Origin of the sequence: Bradyrhizobium sp. NBAIM08 (genome assembly GCF_020193935.1) — a bacterium.
GTDB classification, from domain to species: Bacteria; Pseudomonadota; Alphaproteobacteria; order Rhizobiales; family Xanthobacteraceae; genus Bradyrhizobium; species Bradyrhizobium yuanmingense.
Genome location: NZ_JADYVR010000005.1, coordinates 179,079 through 192,187 on the forward strand (window position 1 = coordinate 179,079; position 13,109 = coordinate 192,187).

Annotated in this window: 12 protein-coding genes; 7 read left to right on the forward strand and 5 right to left on the reverse strand. The window is 65.3% G+C overall.

The window, feature by feature from the left end; translation table 11 throughout:
- The first annotated feature begins 680 nt into the window (after window positions 1-680).
- The 4 genes from I6F37_RS18815 to I6F37_RS18830 all read left to right on the forward strand — a co-directional run bounded on the left by I6F37_RS18815 (window position 681) and on the right by I6F37_RS18830 (window position 5,839).
- Complete coding sequence (locus tag I6F37_RS18815; RefSeq protein ID WP_036006674.1) at window positions 681-3,005, forward strand: mechanosensitive ion channel domain-containing protein; 2,325 nt, start codon at window positions 681-683, stop codon at window positions 3,003-3,005.
- Between the two features lie 204 nt (window positions 3,006-3,209).
- Window positions 3,210-4,862, forward strand: coding sequence for an NAD-dependent malic enzyme (locus I6F37_RS18820; protein ID WP_074448138.1), 1,653 nt, complete (start codon window positions 3,210-3,212; stop codon window positions 4,860-4,862).
- Between the two features lie 199 nt (window positions 4,863-5,061).
- Window positions 5,062-5,580, forward strand: a complete 519-nt coding sequence (locus tag I6F37_RS18825; RefSeq protein ID WP_036006723.1) for a septal ring lytic transglycosylase RlpA family protein — start codon at window positions 5,062-5,064, stop codon at window positions 5,578-5,580.
- 103 nt (window positions 5,581-5,683) lie between these two features.
- The gene (locus I6F37_RS18830; RefSeq protein WP_167361678.1) at window positions 5,684-5,839 is read left to right on the forward strand and encodes a hypothetical protein; all 156 of its coding nucleotides are present in this window, start codon (window positions 5,684-5,686) and stop codon (window positions 5,837-5,839) included.
- 319 nt (window positions 5,840-6,158) lie between these two features.
- On the opposite strand, the gene I6F37_RS18835 is transcribed toward I6F37_RS18830, so the two are convergent.
- From I6F37_RS18835 to I6F37_RS18845, 3 genes are all read right to left on the reverse strand, one after another.
- Window positions 6,159-6,479, reverse strand: coding sequence for a hypothetical protein (locus I6F37_RS18835; protein ID WP_036006679.1), 321 nt, complete (start codon window positions 6,477-6,479; stop codon window positions 6,159-6,161).
- A gap of 84 nt (window positions 6,480-6,563) precedes the next feature.
- Entirely contained in the window at window positions 6,564-6,836 is a 273-nt protein-coding gene (locus tag I6F37_RS18840; protein ID WP_036006682.1) for a hypothetical protein, read from the reverse strand.
- 137 nt (window positions 6,837-6,973) lie between these two features.
- Window positions 6,974-9,661 (reverse strand): alpha/beta hydrolase fold domain-containing protein, encoded by a 2,688-nt coding sequence (locus tag I6F37_RS18845; RefSeq protein WP_036006685.1) that lies wholly within the window; start codon window positions 9,659-9,661, stop codon window positions 6,974-6,976.
- Window positions 9,662-9,852: 191 nt separating this feature from the next.
- Between I6F37_RS18845 and I6F37_RS18850 the strand changes: the two genes are divergently transcribed.
- Complete coding sequence (locus tag I6F37_RS18850; protein WP_036006688.1) at window positions 9,853-10,101, forward strand: hypothetical protein; 249 nt, start codon at window positions 9,853-9,855, stop codon at window positions 10,099-10,101.
- Window positions 10,102-10,178: 77 nt separating this feature from the next.
- Entirely contained in the window at window positions 10,179-11,663 is a 1,485-nt protein-coding gene (locus tag I6F37_RS18855) for a carboxylesterase/lipase family protein (protein ID WP_036006691.1), read from the forward strand.
- Window positions 11,664-11,670: 7 nt separating this feature from the next.
- Here the strand turns inward: I6F37_RS18855 and I6F37_RS18860 are convergent, their stop codons facing one another.
- Window positions 11,671-11,850 carry a hypothetical protein gene (locus I6F37_RS18860; RefSeq protein WP_036006694.1) on the reverse strand — a complete coding sequence of 60 codons (180 nt, stop codon included), beginning with the start codon at window positions 11,848-11,850 and terminating at the stop codon, window positions 11,671-11,673.
- Between the two features lie 155 nt (window positions 11,851-12,005).
- On the opposite strand from I6F37_RS18860, the gene I6F37_RS18865 reads away from it, so the two are divergent.
- Window positions 12,006-12,800, forward strand: coding sequence for a class III extradiol ring-cleavage dioxygenase (locus I6F37_RS18865; RefSeq protein WP_036006697.1), 795 nt, complete (start codon window positions 12,006-12,008; stop codon window positions 12,798-12,800).
- A gap of 47 nt (window positions 12,801-12,847) precedes the next feature.
- Here I6F37_RS18865 and I6F37_RS18870 read toward each other — a convergent pair whose 3' ends face one another.
- Window positions 12,848-13,108, reverse strand: a complete 261-nt coding sequence (locus I6F37_RS18870) for a SemiSWEET transporter (protein ID WP_036006700.1) — start codon at window positions 13,106-13,108, stop codon at window positions 12,848-12,850.
- Between the last annotated feature and the right edge of the window lies 1 nt (window position 13,109).

Sequence of the window (13,109 nt, forward strand, 5' to 3'; positions counted from 1 at the left end):
CATCATCCGCGATGCGGATTTCACGAAATTCGTTTGCATCGTCGGGCAAAACAGGGGCATGATGTCACCATGCCGGCTGCCTTCGGAAATCCCTCACTTCGCCCGGAAGCGATTTGCACGGCGGAACTCGGATCGTCAAATGTGATCGTCAGATCATTGATCCCGCTTGACAGTTTTGCGACGCAGGAGGAGCATCATAGCGGTCGCAAACAAGCGACGCGCAACGTCCACCTCATGAGCAAGGGGAGGTCTATGACACCACCTCCGCAAATCCAGCCGCGTTAATTGCGATGGAGCTCGTTCGGACTATCGCATAGCGGCGGAAACCGCGAACGGCACGCCGGGACAAGGTTTAGCGGGCTGCATCAGTGAGGCAAAGCCCCTACCTTCCCGGCGCTGTATTTTGATCGTGTCGGATGGCCGTGAAGGCCGCCGCACCAATTTTTTTTGACACCCCGCTCGTCTCAATCCTGCTGGTTGATCCGCAAACGATCTTTGCGCGCGCTGACGGGACGTCAGCTCCCGATCCTGCGCTGCGGCAAATGCCAAGAGAATGTCGTCCCAAAGGCCAACTTCCGACACAGGCGGGGGGCGAATAGCGCCGATCCGACATGACGGATGTGCTTCGGCGGTGGCGGCCACGCTACCTGCGAGCACATTCACTTTTCCAGGGAATCTGCGTGTCGCAAAAGCTTGTCCCGGCGCTTCTCGCCGCTCTTTTCCTTGCGATCTCTTCTCTCTCCTGCGCCCGCGCCGATGCGCCGGCCGCGAACGGTGCCGCGGCGCTATCGCCTGACGAGGCGAAGCGTGCGTTGGACACGCTTCAGGACGACAAGAAGCGCGCGCAGATGATCGATACGCTCCGTGCAATCGCCAACGCGTCTGGTCCGCAACAGGCCGCGCCGCAGCCGAATTCGCCGATCCCGCTTTCGGCCGACGGCCTCGGTGCGCAGCTCATGCTGACGGTCTCGGAGGAGATCGGCGAAATCTCGCGTGAGATCGCCGGCATCGCGCGGACGCTCACGCATTTTCCGGCGTTCTACTACTGGATCGTGCGCACCGCGAACGATCCCGCGGCTTACAATCTTCTGATCGAGATCGCCTGGAAGCTTGCGCTGGTGCTCGGCTGCGCCCTCTTGGCCGAATGGGTGATCTTCCGCCTGATCCGCCGGCCGGTCGCGTTCCTGGAGGGACGCGTGCCGCAAACCGCGCGCCTGCCGGCACCCGCGTTGCCGCTTGCCGATCCGCCATCGTCAGTCGCCGACGTTACGCCTGCACCTGAAATGCAGGAGCGACGCCACAGCCTTGCGCGGGTCTGGCAGATCATGCTGCGCCTGCCCTTCGTGCTCGGGCGTTTCGTGCTCGAGCTGCTTCCCGTGCTCGTCTTCGTCGGCGTCGCCACCGCGCTGCTCGGGACGGAGATTGGAGAACCGACAACCGTCCGCCTCGTGATCCTCGCCGTCGTCAACGCCTATGCGTTCTCGCGCGGGCTCATCTGCCTGGTCCGGGCGCTGGCGGGGCCGTTCGGCTTGTTTCCGGTGCGCGCGGAGACCGCCGCCTATGTCGAGATCTGGGCACGCCGCATCGTCGGCGTCGGCGTCTCCGGCATCGCCTTTGCCAATGTGGCGCTGCTGCTCGGCCTGCACCGCGCCGGCTACGCCGCGCTGCTGCGCATGGTGATGCTGGTCGTGCACCTCTTCATCGCCGTCATCGTCCTGCAATGCCGCCGCCAGGTCGCCGATGCCATCCGCGCCCCGGCCGAGCGGCAGGGGATCGCGGCTCGTTTGCGCAACCGCGTCGCCGGCGGGTGGCACTATCTTGCCATCGCGCTCGACCTCGCGCTCTGGGCGGTGTGGGCGCTCAACATCCGCAACGGCTATTCGCTGCTGCTGCAATATTTCGTCGGCACCATCGCAGTGGCGCTGGTCGCACGTGTCGTCATCATGCTGACGCTGAGCCTGATCGATCGCGGTTTCCGCATCAAGCCGGAGATCCTCCAGCGCTTTCCCGGCCTCGAGATCCGTGCCAACCGCTATCTGCCGCTGCTCCGCAGGATCGTATCCGGCGTGATCGCCTTCATCGGTTTCGTGGCGGTGCTCGAGGTCTGGGGCGTGGACGCGATCGTCTGGTTCTATGGCGGCCAGATCGGCAGCCGGCTGATCTCGGCCGTGGTGACCATTGGCCTTGCCGTGCTCATCGCCGCGGCGATCTGGGAAGCCAGCAATGCGCTCCTAGACCGCCAGATCAATACGCTGTCGCGGGACGGGCACTATGCCCGCGCCGCGCGGTTGCGCACCTTCCAGCCGATGCTGCGCACAGCGCTGCTCTGCCTGATCGCGACAATCGTCGGCCTCACCGCGCTCAGCGAGATCGGCGTCAACGTCGCGCCGCTGCTGGCGGGCGCCGGCATCGTCGGCATTGCGATCGGCTTCGGCTCGCAGAAGCTGGTGCAGGATCTCATCACCGGCCTGTTCCTGCTGCTGGAGAATACGGTGCAGGTCGGCGACAGCGTCAGCGTGTCGGGGTTGTCGGGCGTCGTCGAGAACGTCTCGATCCGCACCATCCGTCTGCGCGCGGGCGACGGCGCCGTGCACATCGTGCCGTTCAGCGCAGTCACGACCATCACCAATGCCAGCCGCGGCGCCGGCAACGCTTCGGTCAGCGTCAACGTCGCCTACAAGGAAGACACCGACCGCGCCGGCCAGATCCTCAAGGACATCGTCGATGAGATGCGCCGTGAAGCGGACTTCCGCGCGCTCATCCGCGGCGACCTCGAGCTGTGGGGCGTCGACAAAGTCGATGGCGCGATGGTGTCGATCGTCGGGCAGATCCGCTGCACCGAGGCCGGCCGCTGGCCGGTCCAGCGCGAATTCAACCGCCGCATGAAGCTGCGCTTCCAGCAGAACGGGATCGAGGTCGCATCGCCGGTGCAGACCATCCTGATGCACATCGCGCCGCCGGCGGACAGCGCTGCCAATCTGACGCCCCGGCGGGCGGCGGGATAAGCAGTCCCAAATTCCGGCCTGCCTTTATTTGGGTCCGCCAACGCGCGCCCCGGTTGGCGCGTTAAACCTTTTCGCGCGCAAGTGCCAGGCGTTTGCAAAATCTGCTGCGGTGCGAGATCACGATCGCGGCGGGAGTCTCCTTGATCTCGATTGAACGCTGGCCGACAATGGTCGTGGTTCAATAAGAAACTCCTTGGGGGAATCGTGAATAGACCTGCTCGGGTCAGCGCCCATTCGACATCATCCGACACCGCGCACGGCATGACGCTGCTGCGCGACCCCCTGCTCAACAAGGGCACGGCCTTCACGGAAGCAGAGCGCGCCGCACTCGGCTTGCGCGGCCTGTTGCCGCCCTGCGTGCTGACGATGGAGACCCAGGCTCAGCGCGTGCTCACCAATCTGCGCACGCTGCCGACGGACCTGGAAAAATACGTTGCCCTGAACGCGCTGCATGACCGCAACGAGGCGCTGTTCTTCCGCGTCGTCGTCGACAATATCGACGAGATCCAGCCGATCATCTACACCCCGACGGTCGGGCTTGCCTGCCAGAAATACGGCCTGATCTTCCAGCGGCCGCGTGGCATGTTCATCTCCTCGCGCGACCGCGGCCAGATCGCGGAGATCCTGAAGAACTGGCCCTACCAGGCCAGGCTGATCGTCGTCACCGACGGCGAGCGCATTTTGGGACTTGGCGATCTCGGTGCCAACGGAATGGGCATCCCGGTCGGCAAGCTATCGCTCTATTCGGCCTGCGCCGGCGTGCATCCGGAAGCGTGCCTGCCGATCGTGCTCGATGTCGGCACCAACAACGAAGAGCTGTTGAACGATCCCTATTATCTCGGCCTGCGCGAGCGGCGGCTGACGGGCGAGGCCTATGACAGCTTCGTCGACGAGTTCATGCAAGCCGCGCGCAAGACGTTCCCGGGCGTGCTGATCCAGTTCGAGGACTTCGCCAATCATTCGGCGTTCAAGCTGCTGCACAAATATCGCGACGAGGCCTGCGTCTTCAACGACGACATCCAGGGCACCGCGGCGGTGGCGCTCGCCGGCCTGTTCTCGGCTCTGCGCATCTCCGGCGGCAAGCTGAAGGATCAGAAGATCCTGTTCCTCGGCGCGGGCGAGGCGGCGACCGGCATCGCCGACCTCGTGGTCTCCGCCATGATGGCGGAAGGCGCGTCCGAGGCGGACGCGCTTCGCCGCAACTGGCTGGTGGATTCCCGCGGTCTCGTCGTCAGCGGCCGTGAAGGCCTTTCTGGCCATAAGCTCCGCTATGCCCATGCCGGTCAGGCGCCGATCGCCGACTTCCTCACCGCCATCAAGACGCTGAAGCCGACGGCGATCATCGGCGTCGCCGCGGTCGGCGGCGCCTTCACGCCCGACGTGCTCAAGGCGATGGCCGAGCTCAACGAGCAGCCGATCGTGTTCGCGCTCTCCAACCCGACCTCGAAAGCCGAGTGCTCGGCGGAGGATGCCTATCGCTACACGGAGGGACGCGCGCTGTTCGCCTGCGGCAGTCCGTATGATCCCGTCAAGCTCAACGGCCGCAGCTTCGTGCCGCGCCAGGGCAACAATTCCTACATCTTCCCGGGCGTCGGCCTCGGCGTCATCGCCAGCCGCTCGCGCCTCGTGACCGACGAGATGTTCATGGCGGCGGCCCACGCGCTCGCCGATTGCGTCGGCAAGGAGGACCTCGCTCAGGGCAGCCTCTATCCGGCACTGCCGCGCATCCGCGAGGTCTCCGTGCGCATCGCGGCGGCGGTTGCGGATGTGGCCTATCAACGCGCGCTCGCCGACGGACCCGCGCCCAACGACGTGAAGGCTCTGGTCCAGTCGCAGATGTACGAGCCGAAGTACTAGAAATCGGGCCGCGCCGAAAACGCGGCTCGCGGGGCGTATCGGGCTGATCCTTCGCTGATCTGTCCCGATTCTGAACAGGTCACTGTGGTGGAATCGCCACAGCTGGCGCGAAACGAAGGCGGCCCCAGAGCCGCTTTTGTTCCGACAAGGTTCTGCCCTCATTGCCCACCGAAACTTGGGGTTGTTCGGAGGGCGCATCATGTCTCGCATTGCAAGTGCCGAAACTGCCCGGATGTCGCTGGCGAGCTCGAGCCGGTTATTGCTCGCGGTCCTGGGTGCCGCATCGCTCGCTGCCTGCTCGCAATCGCCGGTCGGCCGTCAGAAAGCCGATCTCGCCGGAACAACCCGGCAAGCCGCGGTCGAGCGCCCGCACAGGGTGGCGGCGCTGCATCCACGCCCCATCAGCCGGGCACGCGTCCCCGACCGTGACGCAAAGCAAACCGCTTCGCACGGCATCGCCAGCTTCTATTCGGATACGCAGACCGCGAGTGGCGAGAAGTTCGACAGGAACGAATTGACCGCGGCGCATCCCACCCTGCCGTTCGGCACCAAGCTGCGCGTTACCGAGACCTCCTCCGGCCGTTTCGTTACGGTCAGGGTCAACGATCGCGGGCCCTTCGTGCGCGGACGCGTGGTCGACATCTCGCCGTCGGCCGCCGAGGCGCTCGGCATGGTCGACAAGGGCATTACCAATGTCAGGCTCGAAGTCGTGCAATAGGGCGCCACGCGTCGCGACCGTGCGGGCGCGCTTAACCGGCTGTTAGCGGCTTCTCAAGCACCATAGCTGTCCGCACAATTCGGGGCTTTGGGGGAGGCGACGCTTGAACACGATCCAGCATCTCGAAGATCAGGCTGCGCGCGCCGAGCGGCTCGCCAAACGGATCACGGATACGCTGACGATCGAAAAGCTGCTGACCTTCGCGGGCGAACGCCGCCGCGAGATCGAGGTCATCGCCGGCAAACGCCGCCGCAACTAATGCGCGATGCGATCAGGTTTGATTGCTACAAGGGAGGTGCACTCCCTCTCCCGCAAGCGCAGGGCTATCGGATATGACTTGTGGCGGCGGCCTGCGCGCACGCCTCGTCCTTCGAGACGGCGCTGACGCGCCTCCTCAGGATGAGGCTAATCAGCATCAGTGCTCGTTGAAACTGCTGCCGCGCACTCCGCCCTCATCCTGAGGAGCCCGCCCAAAGCGGGCGTCTCGAAGGATGGCCGCAGAGAAAAACTCCCAAATGCGATAGTCATTCCCGCAAGCAGGGAGGGAGCGCACCTCCGTCCTTTTCGGCAAGTGAGCTTCATTTCATCGCGCTTTGGGAATGGCTTTCGATGAAGTCGCTGAGATAATCGGGGAGCTCTATTCCATAGATGTCGCAGCGTGCGCGGATCTCGCCGGCGACGTCGCACGAGATATCCTTCATCCAGTGCTCGAGCGTGTTGAACGAGATCACCTTGATCGGGTCATTGAAGCAGCCGGCGACGAGCTCGCCGATCGTGGTGTCGAGATCGCTGCGCTCGATGCGGATTTCGGTCGCCTCGTCACGGCGATCAACCACCACGAACAGGGTCTGGTCCGCTCCGTAAGGCACGATCGGTGATGATACGCCGGCGTCAAACATCTCGAGGCGCTCACGTCATTGCTTTGATCCCTGACAACGGGAAGAACCGGAAGAAGGTTCCTGCTCGCACGCTTGTGAAGGGCGTCAGAGAAATTCTCTCAAGCGCGACAGCTCGAGGACGTGTTCGGGGGAGAGGATCTCGGTGACGAGCGGCGGCTGCGCAACGGTGCGGATCTCGTAGAGGTGCCGGGTCGTCGCCGGTTTCTGCATGAAAGCCGAGATGCAATCGTCGAGCGTGCCTTCGATGAGCTGGTAGGGCTCCCGGTCAGGCTGGCGCTGATTGGCAAGTGATGGCCATTTATGCAGCACCGCAAGCGCGCCGAAATTGACCTTTGAATCCCCGACCACGTCCCCCATCGCCCTGCCTCACGCAAAACACGACCCCAGCACACGTGCTCGCGTGCCGGGGCCCATACATCTGTCGCTGCATCTCAATGCCACAGGTCAGCCAACGCGGCAGCCGGGAAAAGGTTCCCGGCCGCCTCGTGGCTGCGTCAGCTCGCGGCGGCCGCGATCTCGTGCCGCGGGCTGGCGTGACCATCTCCGTGACCGTCACTGCCGCTGATCTTGGGCGGCAGTCCGGCGAAGCGCCGCAAGGCTTCCGCCATCTGCACCCGTCCCGACACGCCTGTGATCACCACGTCCACCATCGCAAAGGACGAGTGGAAGTGGCCGCGCGCCTTCAATTGCTCGACCGGCACGCCCGCTGCGGCCATTGCCTCGGCATAGGCGATGCCCTCGTCGCGCAGCGGATCGAACTCGCAGGTGACCACGAGGGCCGGCGGCAGGCCGGCAACCTTGCCGCGCAGCGGGGCGACCCGCGGGTCGGTGCGGTCCGCCGGCGAGCAATAGAGGTCCCAGAACCAGTACATCAGAGAGCGCGTCAGGAAGTAGGCGGTCCCGTTTTCGTTGTAGGAGGGCCGATCGAAGCTGCAGTCGGTGACTGGGCAGACCAGAAGCTGGCCGGCGATCGAGGGCCCGCCGCGGTCGCGCGCGAGCTGGCAGGTGACGGCCGCAATGTTGCCGCCGGCGCTCCAGCCGGCGACCAGCACCGGGCCCGGCCTGCCGCCGAGCTCGGCGGCGTGCTCGGCGATCCAGCGCGTGGCCGCATAGCCGTCCTCGGCCGCGGTCGGGAAGCGATGCTCCGGTGCGTGGCGATAGCCGACGCTGACGAACATCATGCCGGTCCGCCGCACCATGTCGCGGCAGAACGGCTCGTCCGATTGCTCGTCGCCGAGCACCCAGCCGCCGCCGTGGAAATAGACCACGACCGGATGCGGTCCCGGCGTTGCCGGCTTGTAGACGCGGTAGGGCAACGCACCGTCGGCGACGGGCAGGGTGCCGTCGACGATCTCGCCGATCGGCCGCCCCGCAGGCCGGCCCTTGTTGAACTCGTTGACGAAGGCGCGGGCGCCGAGCGCGCCCATCGACTCGATCGGCGGCAGGTTGAGCGAGGCGAGCAGGTTCAGCACCAGCCGCACGTCCGGCTGCAGGCGCACCACCTCGCCGTCATTGCATTGGACGGCGCCATCGGGGCCAGTGAGCTTGAAGCCGAGCATGCCGCGGCTGACCACCTCGTCGCAGATGCTGCGATAAGGGCCGACGCCGCCGGTATAGGGCATCAGGCCCTGCACCTTGCCGGGCACGTTGGCGCCGGTGTACCAGGTGTTGGCGAGCCGGTGCAGCGTCAGCATCGAGCAGTCGGCCATGTGCCTGTTCCAGCCGGCCTGCGCCGTCTCGGTCGGCTCGATCGTGGTGAAGCCGGCATCGCGCAGCGACGCAAGGCGATCGACCACCCAGTCGACATGCTGCTCGATCGACACCGCCATGTTCGACAGCACCGACGGGCTTCCGGGTCCGGTGATCATGAAGAAGTTCGGGAAGCCCTCGACCGTGAGGCCGAGATAGGTCTGCGGTCCCTGCGCCCAGACATCGGACAGCGACTTGCCACCGCGCCCGGTGATCGGATGCACGGCACGGATCGCGCCGGTCATGGCGTCGAAGCCGGTTGCGAAGACGATGACGTCGACGTCGAAGCTGCGGCCGTTCGTGGAAATGCCGCTCGCGGTGATCGCCTTGATCGGCTCCTTGCGCAGATTGACCAGCGTGACGTTCGGCCGGTTGTAGGTTGCGTAATAATTGGTCTCGAGGCAGGGGCGCTTTGCGCCGAACGGATGGTCGTCCGGCATCAGCGCCGCGGCGGTCTCGGGATCCTTGACGGCGACGCGGATCTTCTCGCGGATCAGGTCCTGGACGATCTTGTTGCCGTCGACGTCTACGGCCTGGTCGGCCCAGAGCTGCGTCAGGATGTGGACGAGGTCGCCGGCGGCCCAGGCGCGCTCGAACCGCTCGCGGCGCTCGGCATCGCTGAGCTGCCAGCTCACGACCGTCTGCTGCGGATAGGGCACGCCGGCCATCGACTGCCGCGCCTGCTCGCGATAGGCCGCGCGGTCGCTCTGCAACAGGCTCATGCGGTCCGCGGGCGCAGGGCCGTTGTGCGCCGGCAACGCGAAATTCGGTGTGCGCTGGAACACCGTCAGATGCGCAGCCTGCTCGGCGATCACAGGGATCGACTGGATCGCCGAGGAGCCCGTGCCGATCACGGCGACGCGTTTTCCGGTGAGATCGACGCCGTCATGCGGCCAGCGCCCGGTGAAATAGACCTCGCCCTTGAAGTCGTTGACGCCGTCGATCTCCGGCGGCTTTGGCGCGGAGAGGCAACCGGTCGCCATGATGTAATGGCGGCAGGAGACGGGTGGCCCATTGTCCGTGGTGATGAGCCAGCGCCCGGACGCTTCGTCCCATCTGGCCTCGGTGACCTTGGTCTTGAAACGGATATCGCGGCGCAGATCGTAGCGATCGGCGACGAAGCCGAGGTAACGCAGGATCTCGGGCTGGGTCGCGTATTTCTCCGACCAGGTCCAGGCGGTCTCGAGCTCCGGATCGAACGTGTAGCTGTAGTCGATGGTCTGGATGTCGCAGCGCGCGCCAGGATAGCGGTTCCAATACCAGGTGCCGCCGACATCGCCGGCCTCGTCGAGCCCGACTGCCGAGAACCCCGTCTTGCGCAGGCGATGGAGAAGGTAGAGGCCGGCAAATCCGGCGCCGACCACGGCAACATCGACCTGCTGAGCGGTTCCGCGCCCATCGGAGGCACGTGTGGCAACCATTGCGTCAGGCATGGTATTCCTCCCGGATGTCTTGTTTTGGCGGCAGGCTATCGCCGCAGGCTCAGCTTGTCATTAGAGCAAGTGCAATCTTAGGGTGGTCGTTTGCGGCGGCTTCGTGACCGCGCGAATCTTGCGGCACCACACGCACCGCGATGCACAATGGCCGTGATCGCCCGGGGTAATCAGCCATCGTCCTTCTGTGTATGCTTGCGCTTACAAGCCACGCGTACCGCCCGGGCGTCATGACAGAGTTGAGTGAACGCACCAAAGCGAACATGGACGTCGTCCTCGAGCAGACGTGCCGGCAACTGCCGCATGGCGGCGATCACGACAGCCGCAGGTTCATCGCCGAGCGCCTGATCGAGGCGGCGCGGGCGGGACACTCCACGCTCGGCGAGCTCGGCATCGTCGCGCGCCACGCGCTCGCGGAGCTGATTGGCAAAGGCGGTTAGGCTCAAGGCGCGAGGCTTGCCTTGCCGACGGCTCTGGACATAACCTGCCGAAACCCTTCATCGAGATCGTTGCGAAGATGCGGGCCCTGCTTGCATTCGTTGCGGCTATTGCAGTCTTGTGTGGCGCCGGCTCGGCCGTCGCCCAGCCGGTCGGGCAGTTTCCATTCGCGCTGACGCGTGAAGGGCAGATGCTCGGCGCCGTGGAAGGCGAGGTGGCCTCGTTCAAGGGGCTGGCTTACGCGGCGCCGCCGCTCGGCGCGCTGCGCTGGCAACCGCCGCAGCCGACGACCGAAAGCTCGGAGATGCGCACCGCCTACGATTACGGCGCGCCGTGCCTTCAGCCGGCGCTGCCGGCGGCGAGCGAGGATTGCCTGACGCTGAACGTGTTTCGTCCTTTCGGGGTCGACGGCCCGTTGCCGGTGATGGTGTTCATCCATGGCGGCGCGTTCGTCACGGGCACCGCGAACGATGCGCTGTTCGTTGGCGCCAAGCTGGCGCAGGCGGGCCTCATCGTGGTCACCGTGAATTATCGCCTCGGCGCGCTCGGCTGGCTCTCGCATCCCGCGCTGTCGGACGCCGGCTCCGGCAATTTCGGCCTGATGGACCAGATCGCCGCGCTGCACTGGGTGCACGACAATATCGCGGCGTTCGGCGGCGATCCTGATAACGTCACGCTGTTCGGCAGCGATGCAGGCGCGACATCGATTGCACTGCTGATGCTGTCCGCGCAAGCGCGCAATCTCTTCCACAAGGCCATTCTGCAATCGGTGCCCGGCCGCGCGCGCCTGCGCTCGGCGGAAGAGGCGGAGGCCATCGGCCGGGAGTTCGTGGCCGCGCTTTCGCCGAAGACGGATCTGCGCGCAGTCGAGCCGCGGCGCCTGCTGGCCGCCGAGAAACAATTGCTGGAGACATCGCCGCACAGCTTTGCACCGATGATGGATGGACGTCTCGCGACGGAGGACCTCGCCGCGGGCTTTGCGGCCGGACGCCAGAGCCGCATTCCCCTGATCATCGGCTCGAACGAGGACGAGACCGGCCTGGAGAACGAGACCGCGATCAAGGAGGAGCTTGCGCCGCCGGGCGCGGGCGACGGCGAATTGCGCAAGCTCTATCCCGATCTCGCCAGTCCTTCGGATCTCGCGGCAAGAATTTACACCGACAAGGTCTTTTCCGAGCCGGTGCGGCTGCTGGCACGTCTGCACGCGGCAGGCGGCGCGCCGACCTTTCGCTACCGCTTCGCCTATGTGCCGGAGGCCAGGCGCGCCAATCCCGACGTCGGCCACGGGCGCGAGCTGCAGTTCATCTTCGGTACGGAAGGCGTGCCCGGTGCGGGCATCCTGTCGCGGCGCGACCGCGAGGTCGCAGGCCGCATGCGCGCCTATTGGATAAACTTCGCCCGAAGTGGCGATCCCAATGGTCCCGACCTACATGGTCCCGACCTGCCACGCTGGGACGCAGCCAGCGGCGATCGCCTGCTGCTGATCACGAACGATGGCATCGCGAGCGGCGACGACCCGTTCGCGGATCGTCTCGACCGGCTCGCAAATGAGGGCAGGAGATGAATCGGATTTAAGCCGCGAGCTCGACGCGCGGCGCCGGGCTGAGCCGGTCTTCCTCCAGATAATCCATCGCGCCGTCCTTCTCGACGGCATAGAACTGCTGGCCATCCCGCGACTTGAAGGCGGCGCGGACGACACCGCGGCGGCCCTTATCACTGTTGACGACGTCCCCCAGCGCAAACTTCCTCATCGCACGTCTCACTTGTCTTCAGGCCGACTGCTTCGGCCCCGCCGGGGATTCTGGGCGGCAAATCGTTAACGACTTGCTAACCATGCCGCTTTGCCTATGCTCACCGCCGATCGTGCGGACCGCTCGCACGCGCCTGTTGTCAACGAGACGAGCCGATGACGCGACTTCCGACCCTGTTCCTGTCGCATGGCGGCGGCCCCTGGCCCTTCATGGAGGACAGGCGGGTGCAATATGCCAAGACCGCCGAGGCGTTCGCGAACTTGCCGCAGCTTCTGCCCGAGAGGCCGAAGGCGGTGCTGGTCATCACCGGGCATTGGGAAGCCGACGCCTTCACGGTGTCGACCTCGCCGCATCCACCGATGGTCTACGATTATTACGGTTTCCCCGAGCATACCTACCACATCAAATATCCGGCGCCGGGCAAGCCCGAGCTTGCCGCGCAAGTGAAGGCGCTGCTCACGCATGCCGGCCTCGATTGCCGCGAAGATCCCGACCAGGGTTTCGATCACGGCACGTTCGTTCCGCTCGGGCTGATGTATCCGAATGCCGACATGCCGATCGTGCTGCTGTCGCTGAAGTCCAGCTATGACGCGGCCGAGCACGTCAAGGTGGGGCAGGCGATCGCATCCTTGCGCGACGAAGGCATCCTGATCGTCGGCAGCGGCCTGACCTATCACAACATGCGCGGCTTCAACCGTCCGGAGTCCAAGCCCGTCTCGTATGATTTCGAGGCCTATCTGAACGAGGCGATCAGCAACCCCGATGCGGCGCGCCGCAATGCCATGCTGGTCGATTGGGAGAATGCGCCGAGCGCACGCCTTGCACATCCGCGCGAGGACCATCTGCTGCCGCTGATGGTGGCGGCCGGTGCTGCGGGAAGCGACGTCGGACGGCGCGTCTTCGTCGACGAGGTCGCGCATGTGGCGATGGCCTCGTATGTGTTTGGGTAATGATCTCTTCTCCATCGTCCCGCAAGCGGGGAGAGGCGAAGAAAGCCTCACCCATATCTCAGTTTCATCACCAGAATGCCGCCGGCGAGAACCATGGTGACGGCGTTCGCCGCGACCAGGGGGGCATCGCCTGAAAGCAGGCCGTAGATGAGCCAGAGCGTGAGGCCCAGCATCATGACCAGAAACATGCCGAGAGAAATGTCGCGCGCCGAGCGGGTCTTCCAGACCTTGATGAACTGCGGCGCGTAGGCGACGGTGGTGCAGGTGGCGGCGGCAAAGCCGAGCAGCTTGATCGCGAAGGGGTCCATG

What these genes read in the sequence shown, in the direction of transcription:
- I6F37_RS18870 (WP_036006700.1), bottom strand. Translation starts at nt 13,108, where the DNA reads ATGGACCCCTTCGCGATCAAGCTGCTCGGCTTTGCCGCCGCCACCTGC.
- I6F37_RS18825 (WP_036006723.1), top strand. Translation starts at nt 5,062, where the DNA reads ATGTCTCGCATTGCAAGTGCCGAAACTGCCCGGATGTCGCTGGCGAGC.
- I6F37_RS18840 (WP_036006682.1), bottom strand. Translation starts at nt 6,836, where the DNA reads ATGGGGGACGTGGTCGGGGATTCAAAGGTCAATTTCGGCGCGCTTGCG.
- I6F37_RS18860 (WP_036006694.1), bottom strand. Translation starts at nt 11,850, where the DNA reads ATGAGGAAGTTTGCGCTGGGGGACGTCGTCAACAGTGATAAGGGCCGC.
- I6F37_RS18835 (WP_036006679.1), bottom strand. Translation starts at nt 6,479, where the DNA reads ATGTTTGACGCCGGCGTATCATCACCGATCGTGCCTTACGGAGCGGAC.
- I6F37_RS18850 (WP_036006688.1), top strand. Translation starts at nt 9,853, where the DNA reads ATGCTTGCGCTTACAAGCCACGCGTACCGCCCGGGCGTCATGACAGAG.
- I6F37_RS18855 (WP_036006691.1), top strand. Translation starts at nt 10,179, where the DNA reads ATGCGGGCCCTGCTTGCATTCGTTGCGGCTATTGCAGTCTTGTGTGGC.
- I6F37_RS18865 (WP_036006697.1), top strand. Translation starts at nt 12,006, where the DNA reads ATGACGCGACTTCCGACCCTGTTCCTGTCGCATGGCGGCGGCCCCTGG.
- I6F37_RS18845 (WP_036006685.1), bottom strand. Translation starts at nt 9,661, where the DNA reads ATGCCTGACGCAATGGTTGCCACACGTGCCTCCGATGGGCGCGGAACC.